Source organism: Streptomyces sp. NBC_01460 (genome assembly GCF_036227405.1).
Lineage (GTDB): Bacteria > Actinomycetota > Actinomycetes > Streptomycetales > Streptomycetaceae > Streptomyces.
Window position 1 is genome coordinate 3,673,739 of the sequence record NZ_CP109473.1, and the last position, 24,070, is coordinate 3,697,808.

The following is a 24,070-nucleotide window of genomic DNA, read 5'->3' on the forward strand; positions in this document are numbered from 1 at the left end:
GTAACCTCCTCCCGCCAGAGGGATTCCACGGGTGCGAGCGAGGCGGGGGCGGCACATGACGTACAGACGCGCGGCGATACCAGCGGTGGCCGGGGGGCTGCTGCTCACGGCGCTGCTGTGGTGGGCGGGGGCCAGCGTGAGCGTCCTGCACCTGCAGGGCGCCACCGACACGCTCGGCGGCCGGCTGGTCGCCGATCTGCAGTACTGGCTCTCCCCCTGGTCGTACGACCCGCCCGGCTCCGCCGCGTTCGGGCCGGGAGAGCCGGGCGGTGCGGACGCCTCGCGCTACCGCACCCTGCACGCCACGGCGATGCAGATCCGGTTCGCCGCGCTCTTCGCCTTCTTCGTACCGGGGGCGCTGCTCCTCGTACGCAGGCTGCCTCCGGTCAACGGCCGGACGTCCGTCCTGCTGCCGGCGCTCTGGGCCTGGGGCATGGCCGCCGGAGCTCTGGCGGCAACCGTCTCCGCGCCCTGGCTGATCGCCTCGCACGGGCGGGGGAGCTACCGGGTCCTGCCCCAGTTGGCGGGCATGGCGTCCTCCGGGCAGCAGATCACCGTGCCGGTCTCGTTCGTCACGGCGGTGGTCATCGTGCTCGTGGCACGGATCACCACCGAGGGTGCGGGCACACCGCCCCTGGCGACCGTCTCCCGGCGGGCGGCCCGCCTCGCCGCGACCGTCGGTACCGCGGTGGTCGCGCTGTCCCTGGTGGTCCTCTCCTACGAGTCGGTGGCCGCGTCCATCCAGACGGCCTGGGTGTCGGGCGGGCTCCTCGCCGAACCGGGCGACCTCCTGCGCGCCTGGCTCCTGCTGGGCGGCTGGTCGTCCCCGCCCGGTGGGGCGGTCGGCGGATCGGTCGGTCAGTGGGCCCTCTACCGCCTCGCCGACGCACTGGTGCTCGTGGTCGTGTGGTGGGCGCTGCGGCTCCTGCCGGCCCGCCTGACCCGGGCGAGCCTGCCGGCGATGGCGGTCGGCGGGTTCTGCGCGACCGTGATCGGGCTGTTGGCCTCCCAGCTGTTCCAGTCCGTGGTCATCGGGGCGGACACGGGCGGGCGGTGGGCCTGGCAGTACCTCCAGGGCGCTCTCGGCGGCCACGTGCCGGCCGCTCTCACCTGGGGCCTCCTGGCGGGCCTCATCACCGGCACGGTGCTGCGCCTGGCCGGGGGGCACGCGGAGGCGGCCGGCACCGGTACCCCCGCCCCGCCTGGCCCACCTCTTCCGCCTGTCCCGCCCGCCCCGCCCGTCGCACCGGCGAACGCCGACCGGCCGGACCGGCCCGTCGGATGACCGCAGCCCCCGTCCGGAGTCGACGAAGCGTCGACGTCGGACGGGGGCTGAGGTGACCGGTGGGTTCTGGTGGATGCCGGTGCCGGGCTACTTCCCCAGCACCGCCTCCATCACCTTCCTCGCGATCGGGCCGCCGAGGCCGCCACCCGAGATGTCCGAGCGGGAGATGTCCATGGCCGTCGGGTCGATGAAGACCGCGACCGCCACCGCCCGCCCGTCGGAGTCCTTGCCGTAGGAGACGAACCAGCCGTACGGGACCTCCTTGCGCACGTCGTTGCCGCGCTGAGCCGTACCCGTCTTGCCGCCCACCGTCACACCGTCGATCAGGGCGCGCTTGGCGCTGCCCTCCCTGGCGGTGAACTCCATCATCTCCTGGACCTTCTTCGCCGTCTCCTCCGAGACGGCCTGGCTCATGAGCTGCGGCTCGTTCTCCTCCAGGACGGACACGTCCGGGCCCTGCAGCTTGTCCACGATGTACGGCTGCATCAGCTTGCCGTCGTTGGCGAGCGCCGCCGTGACCATCGCCATCTGCATCGGGGTGCTGGTGAGGCTGCCCTGGCCCATGCCGGTGAGGGCGGTGCCGGGCTTGTCGAGCTCCTCGGGGTAGAGGCTCTTCGTGGCGAGCATGTCGCCGAAGGCCTCGGAGTAGACGTCCTCGTTGAAGCCGAACTTCTCGGCCGTCTCGCGCATCCCCTCGTCACCCACCTTGAGGGCGGCGTCCAGGAAGACGTTGTTGCAGGAGTACTGCATGGCCGTCTTCAAGGACGCCTTGTTGCACGTCGCGTCGCCCGCCTCACTGCTGATCTTGCTCGACGACAGCGGCAGCTTGTACGGGGAGGCCGCGTCCGACGGGGCGTCGACGTCCGTGACGACCCCGTGCTCCAGGGCCGCGGCGGCCGTGAGGATCTTGAAGGTGGAGCCGGGCGGGAAGGTCTCGCGCAGCGCGCGGTTGGCCAGCGGCTTGCTCTTCTCGTCGACCAGCGACTGGAACTTGTCGCCCTCCTTGAAGGAGTTGCCGGCGAAGACCGAGGGGTCGTACGAAGGGGTCGAGACCAGGGCGAGGACCTTGCCGGTCGACGGTTCGAGGGCGACCACGGCACCGCGGGCGTCGAGGTCGGTCAGGCCCTTGTAGGCCACCTCCTGCGCCTTCCGGTCGATCGTGGTGACGACATCGCCGCCCCTGCGCTCCTCGCCCGTGAGGATGTCCCTGGCGTGGCGGAAGGCGAAGCGCTCGTCCTGACCGCTGAGGACGCTGTCGTACGTCTTCTCCAGGAGGGACATGCCCTGCGCCTGGGAGGCGTAGCCGGTGACGGGGGCGTACATCGGGCCCTGCTTGAAGGTGCGCTGGTACTTGAAGTCGGTCCCCTTGACCTCCTTCGACCCCGTGACCGCCTCGCCCCCCACGATGATGTCGCCCCGAGGGGTGGCGAACTGGGTGATCTTCACCCGGCGGTTGTGCTCGTGGGTGGCCAGTTCTTCACTCTTGGCGTACTGAAGCCAGTTGGTCCTGATCAGCAGAGCCAGCATCAGCAGCCCACAGAAGATGGCTATGTGCCGCAACGGCCTGTTCATCGTGCTCCCGCTCCCAGGCAGCCGGGTACACACGCACGCGGGCCGCACCATTGATGTCCGGAGGTGATAGATGCGATTTTAGCGCCGGCGGTTGCACCGGCCGATCACCGCGGAGGGCTTTCCGGCCACATGCCCCTCACAGGTACGCCGCGTACGCGTCCAGCGCGCGCAGCACCTCGGCCTCGCCGGCCGGGGGCAGTTGGAGGACGACCTCCTCGACGCCCAGGTCCGCGTAGTACGCCAGCTTCCCGGGGTCGGGCCGGACGGCGTAGGGCACCACCTGGAGCTGCTCCGGGTCGCGCCCCGCCTCCTCCCACGCCGTACGCAGCTTGGGCACGGACTCCGACAGGCCCCGCCCGCCGATGGGCAGCCAGCCGTCCGCGTCCCGGGCGATCTGCGCGAACAGCTTCGGCCCGGCCGCCCCGCCGATCAGGGTGCGCGGGCCGTTCACCGGGCCCCGCGCCTTCTGCACCGGCTTCGGATGGGCGTGACTCGCCCGGACCGAGCCGAACTCGCCTTCGTACGCCGTCGGTTCCTCGGCCCACAGGGCACGCATCAGGGCCAGCCGGTCGCTGCCGAGCGCCCGCCGGGTCGCCCACTCCACACCGTGGTCGGCGGCCTCCTCCACGTTCCAGCCGAAGCCGATGCCGAGCGTGAGACGGCCGCCGGAGAGGTGGTCGAGCGTGGCGGCCTGCTTCGCCAGGTCGATGGGGTCGTGCTGGGCGATCAGCGTGATGCCGGTGCCGAGGGCCAGCCGCTCGGTGACGGCCGCGGCCTGCCCCAGGGCGACGAACGGGTCGAGGGTACGGCCGTACTCGGCGGGCAGCTCCCCGCCCGCCGGGTAGGGCGTGTCCCTGCTGACGGGGATGTGCGTGTGCTCCGGCAGATACAGCCCGTCGAATCCGCGCTGCTCCAGCTCGCGCGCGAGCCGGACCGGCGTGATCGTCTCGTCGGTGAGGAAGATCGTTGTGGCGATCCGCATGCGAGGCACCTCCGTCGTCGTCCGTGACAGCTCCACGGTATGCGGTGGAGCGCGCCGACGTCCTCACTCCGCGAGGCAGGCCGCTCGATTCCGGCCGCAACTCCCGCCGGTTTCCGCCGGAATGGAGAAACTTAGGCTACCCTAAGCTCAATTTCGGCCAGTCGTTCGAAGGAGAGCTCCCATGGGTCACGGCTGGGAAGGCGTCGTCCTCAAGCTCTTCCGGGGGCAGGACTTCACGTTCACCGTCACCGGAGCGGAACAGGTCACCGAGGACTTCCGGCGGGTGACGGTGACCGACGGCGGCCTGCTCGCGGCGACGGGCGGCGCGCACCCGACCATGTGGGTCAGGCTCTGGTTCGAGCGGGACGGCAAGCCGCACCAGCGGGGCTACACCCTCGTCGACCCCGACCCCGCCACCGGGACGTTCAGTCTGGAATTCGCCCTTCACGACGGCACCGCGAGCGACTGGGCCCGCTCCGCGCGGCCCGGCGACACGATCGACGCCACCCTCCAGGGCACCCGCTTCACCCTGCCCGAGCCGCGGCCCGCACGGCTCTTCGTCGTCGGGGACGCGGCATCGCTGCCGGCCGTCAACTCGCTGCTGGATGCGCTCCCCGGCACCCCGGCGACGATCTGGTGCGAGACCGTCCACGCCTCGGACGAGAAGCTGCCGTTCCGGCTGGACCCGGCCCACCACACCCTGCGCACCGTCCCACGCCGCGACGCGGGCGCGCACCTGGTCTCCGAGGTGAAGTCCTCACTGCCCGGCCTGCTCGGCGAGGACAGCTCGGACGCGTACGTCTGGATCGCCTGCGACACCGCGACCACCCGGACCCTGGGCTCCTGGGCCCGCAGGGAACTGGCCCTCCCCAAGGACCGGGTGAACGCGCTGGGCTACTGGCGCGCCGGCTGAACCGCTCAGTCCTCGGCCACGAGCGCCGGGGACTCCTTCGTGAGCACCTCGCCGCGGAAGAACGCGGGGCTGCGCCGCCGCATCGCCTCCATCAGCACCACCCCGAGCAGCAGCAGCCCGACACCGATGACGAAGACGGAGCCGACGCCGAGGACGGAGGATCCGGAGCCGTAGGCCGGGTCCCACATGTCGTACAGGGTCTTGCCGAAGACCGCCGCGAGCAGGACGCCGCCGACGACGGGGAAAAGACCCTTGAAGACGAGGTCGCGGGCGGACCGGGTGAGGTCGGCGCGGAAGTACCAGGCGCAGGCGAAAGCCGTCAGCGCGTAGTAGAAGCAGATCATCAGGCCGAGCGCGTAGATCGTGTCGACCAGGACGTGCTCGCTGACCAGGGTCATGACCGTGTAGAACACCCCGGTCGCGACCCCCGCCACGACCGTGGCCCGGCCCGGCGTCCGGAAGCGCGGGTGGACCCGGGCGTAGGAGGCGGGCAGCGCCTCGTAGGACGCCATCGCCAGGACCGTGCGCGCCACCGGGATGAAGGTGGTCTGCAGGCTCGCGGCGGCGGAGGCCAGCACCGCCAGGAAGAGGAGGACACCCAGGCCGGGGCCCATGACCGGGCCCGCGAGGGCGGCGAAGACGTTGTCGGAGGTGTCCGGGTTGGCGAGGCCCCGCCCCGAGTCGCCGGTGCCGACGGCCATCTGCGCGGCGATGCCCGTGGCGAGGTAGGAGGCGACCAGGACGACCATCGCGATGAGGGCGGCGCGGCCGGGGGTCTTCTCGGCCCCGGTGGTCTCCTCGTTGGCGGTGAGACAGGTGTCCCAGCCCCAGAACATGAAGATCGAGAGGGAGAGCCCGGCCGTGAACGCCGCGAAGGACCGGACGGCGAAGGGGTTCAGCCAGGACCAGGAGAACTCCGTCGACGTCGCGGCGAAGTCCCCGCTGCCGGCCTTCTGCACGGCCATCGTCACGAACAGGGCGAGCACCACGAGCTGGAGTGCGACGAGGGTGTACTGGATGCCCTTGGTGGCCGTCATCCCCCGGTAGCTGATCGCCGTCGCGACGGCGATCAGGAGAAGGCACGTGAGGATGTGGACGGGCTTGCTGTCGTCCAGGGCGGCGACGGAGTCGCTCCCGGTGACCTCGCCGGCCAGCAGCCAGAAGTAGGAGGTGGCGACACCGGCGAGGTTCGACAGGACGATGATCGTGGCGATCACCAGCCCCCAGCCGCACATCCACCCGAGGCGCGGGCCGAAGGCCTTCACCGTCCAGGTGAACGAGGTGCCGCAGTCCGGCACGGCCTTGTTGAGCTCCCGGTACGCGAAGGCGACGAGCAGCATCGGGAGGAACCCGGCCAGGAACACGGCCGGCATCTGCACACCGACCTCGCCCGCGGTCGATCCGAGGGTCGAGGTGAGGCAGTACACCGGGGCGACGGTGGAGATGCCGAGGACCGCGCTGCCCATCAGGCCGACGGAGTTCCCGCCGAGGCCCTTCTCGCGTACGCCGCCGTCGGCCGGGGTGCTTCCCCGTACCGTGTCTCCGGCCTGTGGCCGCGCGTCCAGCTGAGTCATGGAGAGGACGCTATGCGCTGCGGTTTCCATATCCGGAGGGTGAGACTCCAACGTCTCACCCTTGACTCACCCCAGTACGGATCGAGTTGAGCAAACGCATCCAAGGCTCCGGATGAACAGAACCTTGCAATCGATGCTCCGGAACGAGACTGAAACACATACGAGAACCGCACCACTGTCCGTTTTATGGCAGTTCAAAAATTTCCCGCGGCCCGGATCACGAGGTCGGTCCGGGCCGCGGGTCCGGCGGTCCGCCGGGTCCGGCTACTTCCGGTACAGCTCCTCGATCTCCGCGTCGAAGTCCCGCGTGATCGCGTCCCGCTTCAGCTTGAGCGACGGGGTGAGATGGCCGCTCTCCTCCGTGAAGTCGACCGGCAGGACGGTGAACTTGCGTATGGACTCGGCACGCGAGACGAGCCTGTTGGCCTCGTCGACCGCGCGCTGCAGCGCCGTGCGCAGCTCCTCGTCGTGGACCAGCTCCCGCAGCGGGACGCCCTCCTTCTTCCGCATCCGGCGCCAGTGGGCGAGCCCGTCCTCCTCGAGCGTGATCAGGGCGCTGATGAACGACCGGTTGTCCCCGACGACCATGCACTGACTGACCAGCGGATGGGCGCGCAGCCAGTCCTCCAGCGGGGCGGGGGTGACGTTCTTGCCGCCGGACGTGATGATGATGTCCTTCTTGCGGCCGGTGATCGTGAGGTAGCCGTCCTCGTCCAGGGCCCCCAGGTCGCCCGTGGGGAACCAGTCGCCCTCCAGGTACGGCACGGCCGCGCCGCGCTCGGTGTCCCAGTAGCCCCGGAAGACCTGCCCGCCGCTGAGCAGCACCTCCCCGTCGTCGGCGATCCGCACGGCGGTGCCCGGCAGCGGCCAGCCCACCGTGCCCAGACGGGGCTTGAGGGGCGGGGTGACCGTGGCGGCGGCGGTGGTCTCGGTCAGGCCGTAGCCCTCGAAGATCTCGATGCCCGCACCCGCGTAGAACGCGGCGAGCCGGCGCCCCAGCGGGGAACCGCCGCAGATCGCGTACTTCACGTGGCCGCCCAGTGCCGCACGGATACGGCGGTAGACCAGCGGGTCGTACAGGGCGCGGGCGGCGCGCAGCCCGAGGCCCGGGCCGGGGCCCGTGCCGTGCTCGGCGGCCTCGACCGCCTCCCCGTAACGTCGCGCGATCCGGGCCGCGCGGTCGAAGGACGAGGCGCGGCCCATCTTCTCGGCGGTGGCCCGGCCGGTGTTGTAGACCTTCTCCAGGACGTACGGGATCGCCAGCAGGAACGACGGCTTGAAGCCCGCCAGGTCCGCGAGCAGGTCCTCGGTCCGGATGGACGGCGCGTGCCCCAGCCGCACCCGGGCGCGCAGGCAGCCGATCGCCACCATCCTGCCGAAGACGTGCGACAGCGGCAGGAACAGGAGGGTGGAAGCGGGCTCCTTCGACACCGACTTGAAGACCGGGTGGAGCAGCTCGATGGCGTTGTCGACCTCGGCGAAGAAGTTGCCGTGCGTCAGGACGCAGCCCTTGGGCCTGCCCGTGGTGCCCGAGGTGTAGATGAGGGTGGCCGGGCTGTCCGGGTCCAGGGCGGCGCGGCGGGCGGTGACGACCGCGTCGGGCACGTCCCTGCCGAGCGACTTCAGCCGGCCGATCGCGCCCGTGTCGAACTGCCAGAGATGCGCGAGGTCCCCGAGCTGCTGTCGCTCCTGGCTGACCAGCCGGCCCTGCTCCTTCGTCTCCACGGCGCAGGCGACGGCTCCGGAGTCCTGGAGGATCCAGCGCGTCTGGAAGGCCGAGGATGTGGGGTAGACGGGCACGGTGACCAGCCCGGCCGCCCAGGACGCGAAGTCGAGCAGCGTCCACTCGTAGGTCGTACGGGCCATGATCGCGATCCGGTCCCCGCTCTGGAGCCCCTCCGCGATCAGGCCCTTGGCGACCGCCCTGACCTCGTCGGCGAACGCGGCGGCGGTCACGTCCTGCCAGCCGCCGTCCGCCTGCTTGCGGCTGAGGACCGCCTCGGCCGGGGCCTGGTCGGCGTTGTCGAAGGGGATCTCCGCGAGCGAGCCGCGCCGCACGGTCGGCGCGAGCGGCGGTACGGAGACCTCCCGTACGGCGCCGTCGGCCGCCCTGACCTTGGTCGGCTCGACCAGGACGGGAACGGTGGGCGCGGCGGATACGGCGGCGGGCGTGGACACGAGCGGCTCCTCGACGTGGGGTCCGGCGCCGGCCCCGTCCCTGGGGTCCGGCGCCGAGGCGGCAGTTGGGTGCGCGGGGTCGTTCACGTACGGACGGGCAGGGGATGCGGCGGTGGCCGCGGAGCGGATCCGGTGCGGCCCGGGGGCGTTCCAGGATGCAGGGCCCCTGTGGAGGTCGGGGCGCTCCCGCATGCAGGTCCTGTGTGGGTCGACGGTGCATCCGCATGCAGGCCCTGGATGGACCGGGGGCGCTCCCGCATGCGGGTCCCCGGTGCATCAGGGGCGCCCCGCATGCGGATCCCCGCGGGGGTCAGGGGCGCTCCAGGATGGCGGTGACCCCTTGTCCGCCCGCGGCGCAGACCGAGATCAGGCCCCGGCCGGGCGCGTCCCGCTCCGCGAGCAGCTCGGCCAGGGTCGCCACGATCCGGGCGCCCGTCGCGGCGAAGGGGTGACCGGTGGCGAGGGACGACCCGGCCACGTTCAGCCTGTCCCGGTCGACGGGGGCGAGCCCCTGCTCCTCCCAGGCGGCCAGGGTGGCGAGCACCTGGGAGGCGAAGGCCTCGTGGATCTCGACGAGGTCGAAGTCGCCGATGCCCAGCCCGGCACGCTCCAGCATCCGCGGCACGGCGTACGCGGGCGCCATCAGCAGCCCGTCCTCACCGCCCACGTAGTCCACGGCGGCCGTCTCGTACAACGACAGGTAGGCCAGGGGCTCCAGACCGTGGGCCTCGGCCCACTCCTCGCTCGCCAGCAGCACGGTGGCCGCGCCGTCGGTGAGCGGCGTCGAATTGCCCGCCGTCATCGTCGCGTCGGGGTGTCCGGCGCCGAACACCGGCTTCAGCGTGGCGAGTTTCTCCACCGTGGATCCGGGGCGCAGGTTCTGGTCGCGGTCCAGGCCGAGGTACGGGACGACCAGGTCCTCCAGGAAGCCCCGGTCGTACGCGGCGGCCAGCCGCTGGTGGCTGGTGGCAGCCAGCAGGTCCTGCTCCTCGCGGGTCACCCCCCACTTCCGGGCGGTGACCGCCGCGTGCTCGCCCATCGAGAGGCCGGTACGGGGCTCGGCGTTGCGCGGGATGTCGGGGACGAGGTGGCGGGGCCGGACGGCGGCCAGCGCCTTGACCCGCGCGCCCGCCGACTTCGCGCGGCGCGCCTCCAGCAGGATCCTGCGCAGCCGGTCGTTGACGCCGAGCGGCGCGTCGGACGTGGTGTCCGCCCCGCCCGCGATCGCCGAGTCGACCGCACCGAGCGCGATCTTGTTGGCCGCGGCGACGACGGCCTGGAGACCGGTGCCGCACGCCTGCTGGATGTCGTAGGCGGGCGTGCGCGGGTCCAGGGCGGAGCCCAGGACGGTCTCGCGTGCCAGGTTGAAGTCCCGGCTGTGCTTGAGGACCGCCCCGGCGACGAACTCACCGACCCGCTGTCCCCGCAGACCGAAGCGGTCGACGAGCCCGTCCAGCGCGGCGGTGAGCAGGTCCTGGTTCGACGCCTGCGCGTAGGGGCCGTCGGAGCGGGCGAAGGGAATGCGACTGCCACCGATGACCGCGACCCGGCGCGGCTGCGGAAGTGCGAGGGGAATCAACTCGACCAGCTCATCTCGACAACTCCTGACCCTTGAGTAACCTTACTCTGGAGTAAATCTACGACCGAGCAGGAGTCCAGACAATGGCCGACCGCTATCTGCACTTCACCGGCACGGCACCCGGCCGCTTCCTGACCCGCAGGCTCGGCCTGCCGCAGCCCGCACCGCTCCGCCGCTGGACACTCGAAACCCCCTCCCTCGACGGACCGTTGCTCCACCTCACCGCAGGCGACTCCGCACACACCGGCACGCTCGGCCCGGTACTCGCCGCGACCGGCCTGAAGGTCACCCACCAGGCCGCACACCCCGCCGCCGTCGTCCTGGACGCCACCGGCATCACCACGGCGGCCGGACTCGCCGACGTGCACGCCGCACTCCACCCCGTCGTACGGTCCCTGGCCGCCGGTGGCCGCATCGTCGTCCTCGGCACCACCCCCTCCCCCGACGACCACCACCAGGCGGCGGCCCAGCAAGCCCTCGAAGGCTTCGTACGCTCGCTCGGCAAGGAGATCGGCAAGGGCGCCACCGCGCAGCTGCTGCGGCTCGCCCCCGGCGCGAGCGCCGCCTCGGCCGAGTCCACGCTCCGCTTCCTGCTGTCCCCCCGCTCCGCCTACGTCAGCGGCCAGGTCGTCGAACTCACCGCCGGAGAACCCGGCGTCGTGGCCGACTGGGACGCACCCCTGTCCGGACGCACCGCCCTCGTCACCGGGGCCGCACGCGGCATCGGCGCCTCCGTCGCCTCCGTCCTCGCCAGGGACGGCGCCCAGGTGATCTGCCTGGACGTCCCGCAGGCCGAGGAGGAGCTCGCCCGTACCGCCGCCCGCCTCGGCGCCACCGCCCTGCCGCTGGACATCACCGGACCCGACGCCGCGGACCGGATCGCCGCGGCCGCCCCCGACGGCCTCGACATCCTGGTCCACAACGCGGGCATCACCCGCGACCGCCGGCTCGCCAACATGCCCGCCGACCGCTGGTCCTCCGTCATCGACGTCAACCTGGACAGCGTCCTGCGCACCACGGACGCCCTCATCGGGTCCGGCACCCTGCGCCGCGGCGGCCGGATCATCGCCACCGCGTCCATCGCCGGGATCGCGGGCAACGACGGCCAGACCAACTACGCGGCCAGCAAGGCGGGCATCATCGGCCTGGTCCGCTCCCTGGCCCCGCGCGCCGCCGCCGACCACGGCATCACCGTCAACGCCGTCGCACCCGGCTTCATCGAGACGAAGATGACGGCCGCCGTACCCCTCTTCATCCGGGAGGCGGGCCGCCGCATGAACTCCCTGTCCCAGGGCGGCCTCCCGGTCGACGTCGCCGAGACCACCGCCTGGTTCGCCCAGCCCGCCTCCGGCGCCGTCAACGGCCAGGTCGTCCGGGTCTGTGGCCAGAGCCTGCTGGGAGCCTGAGCCATGTCAGACCTCAGCCTCTCCCTCGTCCGCGGAGCCGTCACCTCCCCGTTCAAGCGCGCCGGCCGCCCGGGCGCCGCACTGCCCACCGGCCGTGAGGAACTCCCGCCCACCCGCATCGCCCCCGGCCCCCTCGCCGCGTACAGCAGGATCTGCGGCTTCGCCGAGACCGGCCCCCTGCCGCTCACCTACCCGCACGTCCTGGGCTTCCCCCTGGCCATGCGGCTGATGACCGGACGGGACTTCCCGCTGCCGGTCCTGGGACTGGTCCACACCTGGATCGAGATCACCGCGCACCGGGCCCCGCAGCCCACCGACGAACTCGGCATCACGGTCCACGCCGCCGGACTGACGCCCCACCGGCGCGGAACCGAGGTCACGATGGTGACCGAGGCGCGCCGCGCGGGCGAGCTCGTCTGGGAGTCCCGCAGCGGCTACCTGTCCCGGCACGCGACCGCGGCGACCACTCCCCCGCCCGAACGGGCCCACCACCGGGAGCTGCCCGCCGTGGCCGAGTGGCGGCTGCCCACCGACCTCGGACGCCGCTACGGCGCCGCCTCGGGCGACCGGAACCCGATCCACCTCCACCCGCTGACGGCCCGCCTCTTCGGCTTCCCCCGGCACATCGCACACGGCATGTGGACCGTCGCGCGCTGCCTCGCGGAGACCGGGGACACCACCGGAGCACAGGGCCGCGTCCGCACCGTACGGGCGGACTTCAAGGCTCCCGTCCTGCTGCCCTCCACCGTCACCTACGCGGCGGACGACACCGCCTTCGAGGTGCGCGGCGGCAGCCGCGTCCACCTCACCGGCAGCGTGACCCGGGACGTCTGAGCGCGCCCGCTCACTCCCCCCGAGGGGACTGCCAGCCACGCCCCTGCATGAGGTTCTCCAGACCCGCCCACGAGAAGTTCATCAGCGTGGAGGCAGCCTCCTTCGCCGAGACACCGGGAGTGACGTTGGCCCACCCCGCGAGCGCTTCCGCCGCCCCCACCAACGCCTGCGCGAGCCCCGCCACGTCCCGGTCGGGGAGCGCCGGGTCACTGTGCGCCTCACGCGCCGCAGCCCCGATCAGACCCGTCACGAACGCAACGATCTCCTTCCGCAGCGCCCCCACCTCGCTGACGAACGGCTCCCCGTGCGAGCTCGCCTGCTGGTGCAGCACCGCCCAGCCGTCAGGATGCTCCGCAGTGTGCGTGAAGAACGCCCGCAGCCCCGACCACAGTTGCCGGTCAGCCGGAATCCCAGGCTCCACACCCGCCTGGACGGCCTCCACCAGCGCCTTCGCCTCACGGCGGATGCACGCGGTGAAGAGCTCCTCCTTGGAGTTCAGGTACAGATAGACCAAGGGCTTGGAGACACCGGCCAGTTCCGCGATCTCGTCCATCGAGGCGGCCCGGTAACCGCGCTGAGCGAACGTCCGCACGGCGGCGTCCATCATCTGCTGCTCACGCACCGCGCGCGGCATCCGTTTGCTCTTCACTGCACTCACGTCAGACTTCCCTCCCGCCCCCACTGCGCTACTCCTCGGTAAGAGTACGGCTCGGCCCTGCCCCCCGTCGTACGGAACTGACGGGACCCGGCCACGATGGCCGGTAGTCACCTCAACCCCTGGGCGGGTACCCCGTACGACTCCGGTCCCCCATGGGATGGCCCCCGGGGGCGATGTGTCCGACCGGTTCCGCCGCCTAGCGTCCAGGGCATGACGATGAGACTCCGCAGACGGACGGCCGTCGCCGCCCTCGCCACCATGGCCCTGCTGGCCGCGCCCACCGCCACCGCCCATGCCTTGGCGGGCCCGGCGCCCGCCGCGGCCACCTCCGCCGCCACCGTCGAACTGCCCCGCCCCACCGGCCCGTACGCCGTCGGCACGGAGGTCCTGCACCTCACCGACCACGACCGCACCGACCCCTGGGTCCCCGAGGCCGGGGACCGCGAACTGATGGTGTCGCTGTACTACCCGGCCCGGTCCGGGCGCCCGTCCGCCACCGCTCCGTACATGAGCACCGGGGAGGCGCGGCTCGTGCTGGCAGGCATCGGGCTGGAAGGCACCGTGCAGCCGACGGCGCTCAGCGCACTCGGCACCCACGCCCGCACCGGCGCGCGGACGGCCCATGGACGCTTCCCCCTGGTGCTGCTCTCCCCCGGCTTCGGCAACCCCCGGGCGACGGTGACCTCGCTCGCGGAGGACCTGGCGAGCCGGGGTTACGTGGTGGCGAGCGTCGACCACGCCTACGAGTCGGTCGGGACCGAACTGCCCGACGGCCGGCTCCTGACCTGCGTGGCCTGCGACACGATGGAGTCCGCGCCCAGCGAGGAGGCCCGGGAGGAGCTGGGCCGGCTCGTCTCCACGGGACGGGCCGCGGACCTCTCCTTCGTGCTGGACCGGCTGACCGGCCCCCGCCCCGCATGGCGCCACTCCCGGATGATCGACGCCCGACGGGTCGCCGCGGCCGGACACTCCATCGGCGGCAGCGCCGCGGCCTCCACGATGCTCGCCGATCCCCGGGTGGACGCCGGGATCAACATGGACGGCACCTTCTTCGAGGACATCCCCGCCTCCGGCCTCGGCAAGCGCCCCTTCCTGATGCTGGGCACCACGTTCGACCACTCCCCCGGCGGCCGGGACCACTCGTGGGACCAGGGCTACCAGGCGCTGGACGGCTGGAAGCGCTGGCTCGGCGTCGAGGGCTCCGGCCACTCCAGCTTCACGGACGTCCCCGTCCTGGAGGACCGGATGGGCGTCACGCTGGACCCCAAGGTCACGCTCTCCACCGCCCGGCAGGTCCGGATCACCCGCGACTACGTCAGCGCCTTCCTCGACCAGCACCTGCGCGGCCGGCACCAGCCCCTGCTGGACGGCCCGACCGCCGGCAACCCGGAGGTCGTCTTCAACCGCCCCTGACGGGCGCTGCCCGAAGACACGGAAGTGCCCCCGGCCTCGTACGGGCCGGGGGCACTCTCGTGCGTACGGGTTCGCTAGACGGTGACGGGCACGCCCGTCGTCTTCGCGTCCTCGGGCTCGGGCTCGGGCTCCGAGACCGGGGAGGCGCCCGCCGAGTTGTACATGTCGTGGTCGAGGATCTTCTCGCGGGCCGCGACGATCACCGGCACCAGAGCCTGTCCCGCGACGTTCGTCGCCGTCCTCATCATGTCCAGGATCGGGTCGATGGCCAGCAGCAGGCCCACGCCCTCCAGCGGGAGGCCCAGGGTCGACAGGGTGAGGGTCAGCATGACCGTGGCGCCGGTGAGGCCGGCGGTGGCCGCCGAGCCGATGACCGAGACGAACGCGATCAGGATGTAGTCACCGATGCCCAGCTGGACGTCGAAGATCTGCGCGATGAAGATCGCCGCCAGCGCCGGGTAGATCGCGGCGCAGCCGTCCATCTTGGTCGTGGCGCCGAAGGGGACGGCGAAGGAGGCGTACTCCTTCGGGACGCCGAGGCGCTCGGTGACCTGCTGGGTGACCGGCATCGTGCCGACCGAGGAGCGGGAGACGAAGGCCAGCTGGATCGCCGGCCAGGCGCCCTTGAAGAACTGCAGCGGACTGACCTTGGCGACCGTGGCGAGCAGCAGCGGGTAGACGCCGAAGAGCACCAGGGCGCAGCCGATGTAGACGTCGGCGGTGAACGTCGCGTACTTGCCGATCAGGTCCCAGCCGTAGTCGGCGATGGCGTAGCCGATGAGGCCGACGGTGCCGAGCGGGGCGAGGCGGATGACCCACCACAGGGCCTTCTGGAGGAGCTCCAGGATCGACTCGCTGAGGGTGAGGATCGGCTTGGCCTTCTCGCCGAGCTGGAGCGCGGCGATGCCGGCGACGGCCGCCATGAAGACGATCTGGAGGACGTTCAGCTCGGTGAAGGGCGTGATGACGTCGGTGGGGATGATGCCGGTGAGGAAGTCCAGCCAGGAGCCCGCGCTCTCGGGCTTGGCGCCGTCCTTCGGGGTGAGGCCGGTGCCGGAGCCCGGGTTGGTGATCAGGCCGATCGCGAGGCCGATGGCGACCGCGATCAGGGAGGTGATCATGAACCAGAGCAGCGTGCGGGTGGCGAGCCTGGCGGCGTTGTTGACCTTGCGCAGGTTGGTGATCGACACCAGGATCGCGAAGAAGACGAGGGGCGCGACGGCCAGCTTCAGGAGCTGGACGAAGATGTGGCCGACCTGGTCGAGCGTGGTGTAGAGCCAGCTGATCTCGTAGCTGCGGGTGATCCAGCCGAGCAGGACACCGAGGACGAGACCGGCGACTATCTGCACCCAGAACGGGATGCTGGGCAGGCGGAAGCCGGAACCGGACGGCTTACCGGCTTCGGTCTCTGCGGGGGGCGCGGGATTCGCGGACACGGACACACTCCAGATGTGACGCATCGGGACGTACTCGGACAGACGTACGGTCGTGCGGTCGAACAGGGGGACGGGGGTGCGGCGCCCGCGTCAGGGACGGCGCCGCTGCATGATGCCGGTTCAGACGTTGCGGCAACAGACCGCGGACATACAGCGGCAGAGATCGACATGCAGGCGCACCACGAGCGGGACGCCCAGGGCGTGGTGGGTGCGCACAGCTGTCTTCATGTCGAATACGTTAACACTGCAACTTTGAGAACCTCAAAGGTCCGCTTCTTGATCATCTTTGCCGGGCCGGACCCCGGACACGCCGAAACCCCGGTACGGGAGCGGCTGCTCCGGTCCGGGGCTTCGTCTGGACGGGCTGAGGGTGTGAGGAACCTTACGCGGCGCCTACGAGGCGACGCTGTCCTCGCGGGACCGGTTCGCCTCGATCCTGGCCTTGGTGCGGTCGACCGAGGAGATGATCTGCTCGGACATCTCGTCGCGCTGCTTCCGCAGCAGGATGAAGCTGAGGGGCGCGGAGAGCAGCAGGCCGAGGAGGATGACCCAGACGACGTTGGAGCCGCCGACGCCGGAGGGGAGCACGCCGAAGTGGACCGCCACCCCGGCGACGAAGAAGCAGCCGACGAAAATCAGCACGCGCATGGCGGTGTACCGGATCGTTGCGCTCGGCTTGGCAGCGGACACGACTGGCCTTCTCTCTACGTCCGACGTTCCTGCGGCGGGGCATGACTCCTGCCCGACCAGTGAAGCATGCCCCGAATTCGATCAGTTCGCAGGGGTTCCCCGCCACGGTTCCGCCGGGACTTCCACCAGGAGGCCCACCGCCCCTCCTACCGGTGCAGCGGGAGCAGCATGATGATGTCGTCGCGGTAGTCGTCCTCGGCGACCCGGATGGCGTCCGGCACCCGGCCCACCTCCTTGTATCCGCAGGAGGCGTAGAAGCGGTCGGCGCCGGTGCCGCCACGGCAGGTGAGCCGGACGGCGCCGATGCCCTCGATCCCCCGGGCGGCGTCGGCCGTGGCCGCCATCAGGTCGCGGCCGTAGCCCTTGCCCTGGTGGCGCGGGTGGACCATCACCGTGTAGACGCCGATCCAGTGGCGCATGAGCCGGTGGGTGTTGTGGGTGAGGAAGGCGGTGGCGGCCACCTCGCCGTCCTCGTCCCGGCCGACGATCAGGTGGGTGCGGCCCTCGACGATCCCGGCGAGGTGCTTGACCAGCTCCGGCCGGATCACGTCGCCGGTGACGGGCGGGACGAAGCCGACGGCTCCGCCGGCGTTGCTGACGTCGACCCAGAGCGCGGTGATGCCGTCCCGCAGAGCTCGGTCGAACGCGGGATCCACTTCGAATGTAAGCGCCATACGCGCAGATTAACTATTACGTAGGGCGGGCTTCAAACCGCGTCCACCACGCGAGAAAGCCCCGGCCGGGGGACGGTGGGCCGGGGCTTTCGTACGGCGGGCACCCGGAGCGCCCACGAGGGGCACGGGCGCCGGGCGGACAGGAGGCCTCAGACGCGCATCGGCTGCGGCGTCTCACGGCGCCCCGCGTCCGGGCCGGGGTACTCGCGCAGGATCTCGTACCGGGTGTTGCGCTCCACGGGCCGGAAGCCCGCGTCGCGGATGAGGTCCAGCAGGTCCTCACGGCCGAGCTTGTTCGGGGTGCCGTAGTCGTCCGCGTCGTGCGTGATCTTGTACTCGACGACCGAGCCGTCCATGTCGTCGGCGCCGTGCTGGAGGGCGAGCTGCGCCGTCTGCACGCCGTGCATCACCCAGAACACCTTGACGTGCGGGACGTTGTCGAAGAGCAGCCGGGAGACCGCGAAGGTCTTGAGCGCCTCCGCGCCGGTCGCCATCGACGTCCGCGCCTGGAGGGTGTTGCGGACCTTGCCGTCCTTCATGTCGACGAAGTCGTGCTGGTAGCGCAGCGGGATGAAGACCTGGAAGCCGCCGGTCTCGTCCTGCATCTCCCGCAGCCGCAGCACGTGGTCGACGCGGTGACGGGGCTCCTCGATGTGCCCGTACAGCATCGTCGCCGGGGTCTTGAGACCCTTCTCGTGCGCGAGCCGGTGGATGCGCGACCAGTCCTCCCAGTGGGTGTTGTGGTCGACGATGTGCTGGCGGACCTCCCAGTCGAAGATCTCCGCGCCGCCGCCGGTCAGCGACTCCAGACCGGCCTCGATCAGCTCGTCGAGGATCTCGGAGGCCGAGAGCCCCGAGATCGTCTCGAAGTGGTGGATCTCCGTCGCCGTGAACGCCTTGAGCGCCACCTCCGGCAGGGCTTCCTTGAGCGCGCTGAGCGAGCGCGGGTAGTAGCGCCACGGAAGGGTGGGGTGCAGCCCGTTGACGATGTGCAGCTCGGTGAGGTTCTCGCCGCGCATCGCCTGGGCGAGGCGGACGGCCTCCTCGATGCGCATCGTGTACGCGTCCTTCTCGCCCGGCTTGCGCTGGAACGAGCAGTACGCGCAGGACGCGGTGCACACGTTGGTCATGTTGAGGTGGCGGTTGACGTTGAAGTGGACGACGTCGCCGTTCTTCCGCGTGCGCACCTCGTGGGCCAGCCCGCCGAGCCAGGCCAGGTCGTCGGACTCGTAGAGCGCGATCCCGTCCTCGCGGGTCAGCCGCTCGCCGGCCCGGACCTTCTCCTCCAGCTCGCGCTTGAGTCCCGCGTCCACTAGGGCGCCTCCCATGTCTCTGTGCAACGGATCCGGCAGCCCACGGTACTCCCCCGCCTTCCTGGTCACGGCACCCCGTCGCCGCTCCGCGTCACTCCTCCTCGGGGAGCTCCCCGACCCGGTTCTCCCACTTGGTGGAGAGGACGACCGTCGTACGGGTCCGGGAGACGCCCTTGGTGCCGCTGAGCCTGCGGATGGTCTTCTCCAGCCCGTCGACGTCGCCGACCCGCACCTTGAGCATGTAGGAGTCGTCGCCGGCGATGAACCAGCAGTCCTCGATCTCGGCGAGGTCCTTCAGGCGGTGGGCGACGTCCTGGTGGTCGGCGGCGTCCGACAGCGAGATGCCGATCAGCGCGGTGACGCCGAGTCCCAGCGACGCGGAGTCGACGGTCGCGCGGTAGCCGGTGATGACACCGGCGGTTTCCAGCCGGTTGATGCGGTCGGTGACGCTGGGCCCGGAGAGCCCGACGAGCCGCCCCAGCTCGGCGTACGACGCCCTGCCGTTCTCTCTGAGGGCCTGGATGAGCTGCCTGTCCACCGCGTCCATATGACTGAAACCTTCCATTGTTCAGCAGTACCGCGAGCTTACGTGTAGAATCTAAGGCGCAACAGGGTCAAGCCCTGCAAATCTTCCTCATCATCCAAGAAAAGCATTCGAATCTTCAGGAGTGAACGTCACCGTGTACTCGATCGAGATGGCCTACGCCCGGATGCGCGAGCTGCAGGACCTGGCCAACCGCTCGCGTGCCCACCAGCCCGCCGCCGCCCACCGCGTCGACCGGACCCGCACCCCCCGCATGAGCAGGAAGAAGCGCTGAACCCACCGGGTCAGCCCCGGGAGGCGCCACCGAGCTCCCCCTCCCACCGGCGGTACAGCTGGTGCGGCACCCCCGCCGCGTCCAGCACCCGCCCCGCGACGAAGTCCACCAGGTCCTGGATGTGCGTCGCCCCCGCGTAGAACGCCGGAGAGGCGGGCAGCACCACGGCGCCCGCCTCGTCGAGCGCGACCATCTGCTTCAGCGTCGAGCCGCTGAGCGGTGTCTCGCGCACGGCCACGACCAGCTTCCGCCGCTCCTTGAGCGTCACGCTCGCCGCCCGCTGGAGCAGGTCCTTCGAGAGCCCGAGCGCCACTCCGGCGACACACGCCGTCGACGCCGGGACGATGAGCATCCCCTTCGCCGGGTACGACCCCGAGGACGGCCCCGCGGCCAGGTCGCCTGCCGCCCAGTGGCGTACGCCGTCGACGTCCGGCCGGAAGGTGTCCGGCTTCCCGTCCGCGCCCCGCGCGAGCCAGCTCCGCAGGTCCTCCTGCCAGTGGGCGTCGCGGAAGGCGATTCCCGTCTCGTCCAGGAGCGTCAGCCGCGAGGCGCGGCTGACGACCAGGTCGACGCTCTCCCCGGCGGCCAGCAGCCCTCGCAGCACGGAAGCCGCGAAGGGTGTGCCCGATGCGCCCGACACCCCGACAATCCAAGGCCTGCGCTGCTGCTGACTCATCGAAGTCCCGGCTTTCACACCGCCGAGCCTATCCGGCGCCCTGCTCCAGGAACCGAGCCAGGGGCTCCGCACGTTGCACCGGATGAGGGAACAGCCGTGGACAGGGGACGACCATGACGGTCACACGCACGAGCGCCACCGCACGGGCCGTCACGGCCGGCGGGGTCATGGTCGCCTGGGTCGCGCTGCTGTGGCTGCTGGAAGGCGTCGACACGGCGACGGGCCACTCCCTCGACACCTACGGCGTCAGCCCGCGTGAGCCCGCCGAGCTGGCGGACGTCGTGCCGTCGGCGTTCCTGCACAGCGGCTGGGAGCACGTGGCGTCCAACAGCGTCCCGCTGCTGGTCCTCGGCTTCATCGCCGCCCTCGGCGGGATACGCAGGTTCGCCGCCGTGGTCCTCGTGGTGATCGTGACGTCAGGCCTCGGCGTCTGGCTCACCGCACCGCCGGACACGGTGACGCTCGGCGCGTCCGGTGTGGTCTTCGGCCTCTTCGGCTATCTGCTCGTCCGCGGCTTCGTGGACCGGCGCCCCCTGGACATCGTCCTCGGCGTGCTCGTCGCCGCGGTCTACGGCTCCCTGCTCTGGGGCGTGCTGCCGACCGACTCGGGCATCAGCTGGCAGGGCCATCTCTTCGGCCTGATCGGCGGGGTGGCGGCGGCGTTCGTCTTCCGCCGCCCCCGGGAGCCGCGCGGCTACGTCACGGTGTGAGGCCCCGCACCAGCAGGTCGAGGAGCGCGCAGGCGAAGAGCGCGATCCCGATGAAGCCGTTGACCGAGAAGAAGGCCCGGTTCAGGCGGGACAGGTCGTGCGGCCGCACGACCCGGTGCTCGTACACGAACGCCACGGCGACGATCACCATGCCGATCCAGTAGAAGATCTCCGCGTCCGTCGCCAGCCCGAACCACACCAGCAGTCCGGTCGTCACCACGTGGCAGACGCGCGCGCCCCACAGGGCGGCCGGGATGCCGAAGCGGGCGGGGAAGGAGAGCACACCGTGGGCCCGGTCTGCCTGCACGTCCTGGCAGGCGAAGATCAGGTCGAAGCCGCCGATCCAGATGCCGACGGCCAGCCCGAGGATCACCGCGTCCCACGACCAGCTCCCGGTCACCGCCAGCCAGGCGCCGATCGGTCCGATGGCCTGGGCGAGGCCCAGGATCGCGTGCGGGAAGTTCGTGAACCGCTTGCCGTACGGGTAGACGATCATCGGGACGACCGCGACCGGTGCCAGGGCCAGGCAGAGCGGGTTGAGCAGGGCCGCGGCGCCCAGGAAGACGACGAGGGCGACCAGCGCGCCGGTCCACGCCGACTTCACCGTGACCGCGCCGGTGACCAGCTCCCGGCCCTCGGTCCGCGGGTTGCGGGCGTCGATCTCCCGGTCGATGATCCGGTTGGCGGCCATCGCGAACGTCCGCAGCCCGACCATCGCGAGGGTCACGAGCAGCAGCGTGCCCCAGTGGATGTTCTCGTCCAGCTGGAACATCGCGGTGAGCGCGCCGATGTAGGCGAAGGGCAGCGCGAAGACCGAGTGCTCGATCATCACCAGTCGCAGGAACGCGCGGGGCTTGCTGCGCGGCTGCGGGACAGCGGCGGCCGATGCTGAGGCGCTCACAGGCCGTACTCCTTCCACCGGCGGTCGACCTTCGCCGCCGTCTCCGGGTCGGACTCGACCATCTCCGGCCAGCCCCCGTCCCGTGTGTACCCCTCCTCGGGGAGCTTGCGCGTCGCGTCGATGCCCGCCTTCCCACCCCAGAACTGCTGGTAGGAGGCGTGGTCGAGGTGGTCGACCGGGCCCTCGGTGACCGTCAGGTCCCGGGCGTAGTCGGTGTTCCCGAGCGCCCGCCAGGCGACCTCGTGCAGGTCGTGGACGTCGCAGTCGGAGTCCACGACGACGATGAGCTTGGTCAGCGACATCATGTGCGCTCCCCAGATGGCGCTCATGACCTTCTGGGCGTGCTTGGGGTACTTCTTGTCGATCGAGACGATCGCGCAGTTGTGGAAGCCGCCCGCCTCGGGGAGGTGGTAGTCCACGATGTCCGGCACGATGATCTTGAGGAGCGGCAGGAAGAACCGCTCGGTGGCCCGGCCCAGCGGACCGTCCTCGGTGGGCGGCCGGCCGACGACGATGGATTGCAGCAGCGGGCGCTTCCGCATCGTCACGCAGTCGATCTTCAGCGCGGGGAACGGCTCCTGCGGGGTGTAGAAGCCGGTGTGGTCGCCGAAGGGGCCCTCGGGCAGCATCTCGCCCGGCTCCAGCCAGCCCTCGATGACGACCTCGGCCTGGGCCGGGACCTGGAGCGGGACCGTCCTGCAGTCGACCATCTCGATCCGCTTGCCCTGGACGAAGCCGGCGAAGAGGTACTCGTCGATGTCCCCGGGCAGGGGCGCGGTGGAGGCGTAGGTGACCGCGGGGGGTGCGCCGAACGCGATGGCGACGGGCAGCTTCTCCCCGCGCCTGGCGGCGACCTGGTAGTGGTTGCGGCTGTCCTTGTGGATCTGCCAGTGCATCCCGATGGTGCGCTTGTCGTGGCGCTGCAGCCGGTAGAGCCCGAGGTTGCGGATCCCCGTCTCGGGGTCCTTGGTGTGCGTGAGGCCCAGGTTGAAGAAGGAACCGCCGTCCTCGGGCCAGGTGAAGAGCGCGGGGAGCTGGTCGAGGTCCACGTCGTCGCCGGTGAGCACGACCTCCTGGACGGGGGCACTCTCGGACTTCACCTTCTTCGGCGGGAGGTGGGTCACCGCGCCGAGCTTGCCGAACGCCTCGCGGATCCCGACGAACCCCTGCGGGAGCTCCGGCTTGAGGAGGCCGCCGATCTTGTCGCTGATCTCCGCGTAGGACTTCAGCCCGAGCGCCTTGAGCAGCCGCCGGTCGGTCCCGAAGACGTTCATGGCCAGGGGCATGGACGCCCCCTTGACGTTCTCGAAGAGCAGGGCCGGCCCGCCGGCCTTGTTCACCCGGTCGACGATCTCGCCGACCTCCAGATACGGGTCGACCTCGGCCTTGATGCGCTTGAGATCGCCCTCGCGCTCCAGAGCTCGGAGCAGGGAGCGAAGATCGTCGTAAGCCATACGGTCAAGTATCGGACACCCGCTACCCTGGGCCCGACAGCGGGGGCGGTCCGTGCGCCCCTCACCTCACCCCGGGGGATGTTGCACGATGCTCAGGGCCCTGATCTACCTCCTGCCGCTGGCGCTGACGATCTTCGCGTTCATCGACTGCCTGAACACCCCTGAGGACGAGGCCAAGCACCTGCCGAAGGTGGCCTGGGTCTTCATCATCCTGCTGTTCTGGATCGTCGGCCCGATCGTCTGGCTCGCGGCGGGCAAGGTGCGCGACGTGCCCGAGGGTGGCCGCACCCCGTCCGAGTGGCACCGCAGGCACCGCACCACCTGGGTGGCGCCCGACGACAACCCGGACTTCCTCAAGTCGCTGAAGGACGAGAAGAAGAAGGACGAGTCGCTCCTCAAGGACTGGGAGGCGGACCTGCGCCGCCGCGAGGAGGAGATCAAGCGCCGGGAGAGCGGTGCCGGCCCCGAGGACACGGCTCCGCCTGCCGGTTCATGACGCCCTCCTCATGAGCCGCCGCTCATGAGGACAGCAGTCGTCCCAGCCGGTCGAGCAGGGGGAGCAGCGCCGTGCGCTCCTCGGGGGTGAGCGCCTCCAGGGCGCCGTGCACCACGCGCATCTCGGCGCGGATGCGACGGGCCAGCTCGGTGCCCTCCTCCGTGCGGGCGGCCACCTTGGAGCGGCGGTCACCGGGCGCCGGGGTGCGGGTCACCAGGCCGCGGGCCTCCATGCGGCCGATGAGACCGGTCGCGTTGGACGCGTCGCACACCAGATGACCGGCCAGCGCGCTCATGGGCATGGGCTGGTTGAGGGCGATCAGCGCCCGGGCCTGCGAGGTGCTGAGACCGTGCCGGCCCGCGACGGCGGTGAGGTCGTCGTGGTGACCGCGGACGACCACGGCGAGGGGTTCCAGAAGTTCGTCCGGCGTAGGGACGGCGCGGGGTGCCGGTTCCTTCGTCATGGTCGGTCATCCTTCGATCGGTACACGCGGTCCGGAGGCCCGGAA

The 24,070-nt window shown here is 71.1% G+C and carries 23 protein-coding genes; 8 read left to right on the forward strand and 15 right to left on the reverse strand.

What is annotated here, in order from left to right; translation table 11 throughout:
• Window positions 1-55: 55 nt before the first annotated feature.
• A complete protein-coding gene (locus OG488_RS16250) occupies window positions 56-1,285 on the forward strand; it encodes a hypothetical protein (protein WP_329229944.1) in 1,230 nt (409 codons plus the stop codon).
• Window positions 1,286-1,372: 87 nt separating this feature from the next.
• Here the strand turns inward: OG488_RS16250 and OG488_RS16255 are convergent, their stop codons facing one another.
• Window positions 1,373-2,857 carry a peptidoglycan D,D-transpeptidase FtsI family protein gene (locus OG488_RS16255; RefSeq protein ID WP_329229946.1) on the reverse strand — a complete coding sequence of 495 codons (1,485 nt, stop codon included), beginning with the start codon at window positions 2,855-2,857 and terminating at the stop codon, window positions 1,373-1,375.
• 136 nt (window positions 2,858-2,993) lie between these two features.
• Window positions 2,994-3,839, reverse strand: coding sequence for an LLM class F420-dependent oxidoreductase (locus tag OG488_RS16260; protein WP_329229948.1), 846 nt, complete (start codon window positions 3,837-3,839; stop codon window positions 2,994-2,996).
• A gap of 181 nt (window positions 3,840-4,020) precedes the next feature.
• Here OG488_RS16260 and OG488_RS16265 point away from each other — a divergent pair, with 181 nt between their 5' ends.
• Window positions 4,021-4,752: a siderophore-interacting protein gene (locus tag OG488_RS16265; RefSeq protein ID WP_329229950.1), complete on the forward strand. Its 732-nt coding sequence runs from the start codon at window positions 4,021-4,023 to the stop codon at window positions 4,750-4,752.
• A gap of 5 nt (window positions 4,753-4,757) precedes the next feature.
• On the opposite strand, the gene OG488_RS16270 is transcribed toward OG488_RS16265, so the two are convergent.
• From OG488_RS16270 to OG488_RS16280, 3 genes are all read right to left on the reverse strand, one after another.
• Entirely contained in the window at window positions 4,758-6,326 is a 1,569-nt protein-coding gene (locus OG488_RS16270) for an APC family permease (RefSeq protein ID WP_329229952.1), read from the reverse strand.
• A gap of 264 nt (window positions 6,327-6,590) precedes the next feature.
• Window positions 6,591-8,504, reverse strand: coding sequence for an AMP-dependent synthetase/ligase (locus OG488_RS16275; RefSeq protein ID WP_329229954.1), 1,914 nt, complete (start codon window positions 8,502-8,504; stop codon window positions 6,591-6,593).
• A 310-nt stretch (window positions 8,505-8,814) separates the two neighbouring features.
• On the reverse strand, window positions 8,815-10,092 hold the full coding sequence (locus OG488_RS16280) for an acetyl-CoA C-acetyltransferase (protein ID WP_329238710.1): 1,278 nt from the start codon (window positions 10,090-10,092) through the stop codon (window positions 8,815-8,817).
• Between the two features lie 74 nt (window positions 10,093-10,166).
• Here OG488_RS16280 and OG488_RS16285 point away from each other — a divergent pair, with 74 nt between their 5' ends.
• Window positions 10,167-11,489, forward strand: a complete 1,323-nt coding sequence (locus tag OG488_RS16285; protein ID WP_329229956.1) for a 3-oxoacyl-ACP reductase — start codon at window positions 10,167-10,169, stop codon at window positions 11,487-11,489.
• Window positions 11,490-11,492: 3 nt separating this feature from the next.
• Window positions 11,493-12,323: a MaoC/PaaZ C-terminal domain-containing protein gene (locus OG488_RS16290; RefSeq protein WP_329229958.1), complete on the forward strand. Its 831-nt coding sequence runs from the start codon at window positions 11,493-11,495 to the stop codon at window positions 12,321-12,323.
• 10 nt (window positions 12,324-12,333) lie between these two features.
• On the opposite strand, the gene OG488_RS16295 is transcribed toward OG488_RS16290, so the two are convergent.
• Complete coding sequence (locus OG488_RS16295) at window positions 12,334-12,957, reverse strand: TetR/AcrR family transcriptional regulator (protein ID WP_329238712.1); 624 nt, start codon at window positions 12,955-12,957, stop codon at window positions 12,334-12,336.
• 240 nt (window positions 12,958-13,197) lie between these two features.
• Here OG488_RS16295 and OG488_RS16300 point away from each other — a divergent pair, with 240 nt between their 5' ends.
• The gene (locus OG488_RS16300) at window positions 13,198-14,394 is read left to right on the forward strand and encodes an alpha/beta hydrolase family protein (RefSeq protein WP_329238714.1); all 1,197 of its coding nucleotides are present in this window, start codon (window positions 13,198-13,200) and stop codon (window positions 14,392-14,394) included.
• Window positions 14,395-14,468: 74 nt separating this feature from the next.
• Here OG488_RS16300 and OG488_RS16305 read toward each other — a convergent pair whose 3' ends face one another.
• The 5 genes from OG488_RS16305 to OG488_RS16325 form a co-directional block, all read right to left on the reverse strand.
• Complete coding sequence (locus tag OG488_RS16305; protein WP_329229960.1) at window positions 14,469-15,830, reverse strand: dicarboxylate/amino acid:cation symporter; 1,362 nt, start codon at window positions 15,828-15,830, stop codon at window positions 14,469-14,471.
• Window positions 15,831-16,223: 393 nt separating this feature from the next.
• Complete coding sequence (locus OG488_RS16310) at window positions 16,224-16,520, reverse strand: DUF4229 domain-containing protein (protein ID WP_329229963.1); 297 nt, start codon at window positions 16,518-16,520, stop codon at window positions 16,224-16,226.
• Window positions 16,521-16,666: 146 nt separating this feature from the next.
• Window positions 16,667-17,194: a GNAT family N-acetyltransferase gene (locus OG488_RS16315; RefSeq protein ID WP_329229965.1), complete on the reverse strand. Its 528-nt coding sequence runs from the start codon at window positions 17,192-17,194 to the stop codon at window positions 16,667-16,669.
• Between the two features lie 149 nt (window positions 17,195-17,343).
• Window positions 17,344-18,507 (reverse strand): aminofutalosine synthase MqnE, encoded by a 1,164-nt coding sequence (mqnE, locus tag OG488_RS16320; protein ID WP_103760160.1) that lies wholly within the window; start codon window positions 18,505-18,507, stop codon window positions 17,344-17,346.
• 91 nt (window positions 18,508-18,598) lie between these two features.
• On the reverse strand, window positions 18,599-19,054 hold the full coding sequence (locus OG488_RS16325) for an Lrp/AsnC family transcriptional regulator (protein WP_329229967.1): 456 nt from the start codon (window positions 19,052-19,054) through the stop codon (window positions 18,599-18,601).
• 121 nt (window positions 19,055-19,175) lie between these two features.
• On the opposite strand from OG488_RS16325, the gene OG488_RS16330 reads away from it, so the two are divergent.
• Complete coding sequence (locus OG488_RS16330; RefSeq protein ID WP_329239328.1) at window positions 19,176-19,325, forward strand: hypothetical protein; 150 nt, start codon at window positions 19,176-19,178, stop codon at window positions 19,323-19,325.
• A 10-nt stretch (window positions 19,326-19,335) separates the two neighbouring features.
• Here OG488_RS16330 and OG488_RS16335 read toward each other — a convergent pair whose 3' ends face one another.
• Complete coding sequence (locus OG488_RS16335; RefSeq protein WP_329238719.1) at window positions 19,336-20,001, reverse strand: UbiX family flavin prenyltransferase; 666 nt, start codon at window positions 19,999-20,001, stop codon at window positions 19,336-19,338.
• A gap of 113 nt (window positions 20,002-20,114) precedes the next feature.
• Between OG488_RS16335 and OG488_RS16340 the strand changes: the two genes are divergently transcribed.
• Window positions 20,115-20,711 (forward strand): rhomboid family intramembrane serine protease, encoded by a 597-nt coding sequence (locus tag OG488_RS16340; protein ID WP_329229969.1) that lies wholly within the window; start codon window positions 20,115-20,117, stop codon window positions 20,709-20,711.
• Here the strand turns inward: OG488_RS16340 and mqnP are convergent.
• Window positions 20,701-21,612, reverse strand: a complete 912-nt coding sequence (gene mqnP, locus OG488_RS16345) for a menaquinone biosynthesis prenyltransferase MqnP (RefSeq protein ID WP_329229971.1) — start codon at window positions 21,610-21,612, stop codon at window positions 20,701-20,703. The two genes, OG488_RS16340 and mqnP, sit on opposite strands and share 11 nt — an antisense overlap.
• Window positions 21,609-23,066 carry a menaquinone biosynthesis decarboxylase gene (locus OG488_RS16350; protein WP_329229973.1) on the reverse strand — a complete coding sequence of 486 codons (1,458 nt, stop codon included), beginning with the start codon at window positions 23,064-23,066 and terminating at the stop codon, window positions 21,609-21,611. The genes mqnP and OG488_RS16350 overlap by 4 nt, the downstream gene beginning before the upstream one ends.
• An 88-nt stretch (window positions 23,067-23,154) precedes the next feature.
• On the opposite strand from OG488_RS16350, the gene OG488_RS16355 reads away from it, so the two are divergent.
• Window positions 23,155-23,562, forward strand: coding sequence for a PLD nuclease N-terminal domain-containing protein (locus OG488_RS16355; protein ID WP_329229975.1), 408 nt, complete (start codon window positions 23,155-23,157; stop codon window positions 23,560-23,562).
• Window positions 23,563-23,584: 22 nt separating this feature from the next.
• On the opposite strand, the gene OG488_RS16360 is transcribed toward OG488_RS16355, so the two are convergent.
• Window positions 23,585-24,025, reverse strand: a complete 441-nt coding sequence (locus tag OG488_RS16360; protein WP_329229977.1) for a MarR family winged helix-turn-helix transcriptional regulator — start codon at window positions 24,023-24,025, stop codon at window positions 23,585-23,587.
• Window positions 24,026-24,070: the final 45 nt, after the last annotated feature.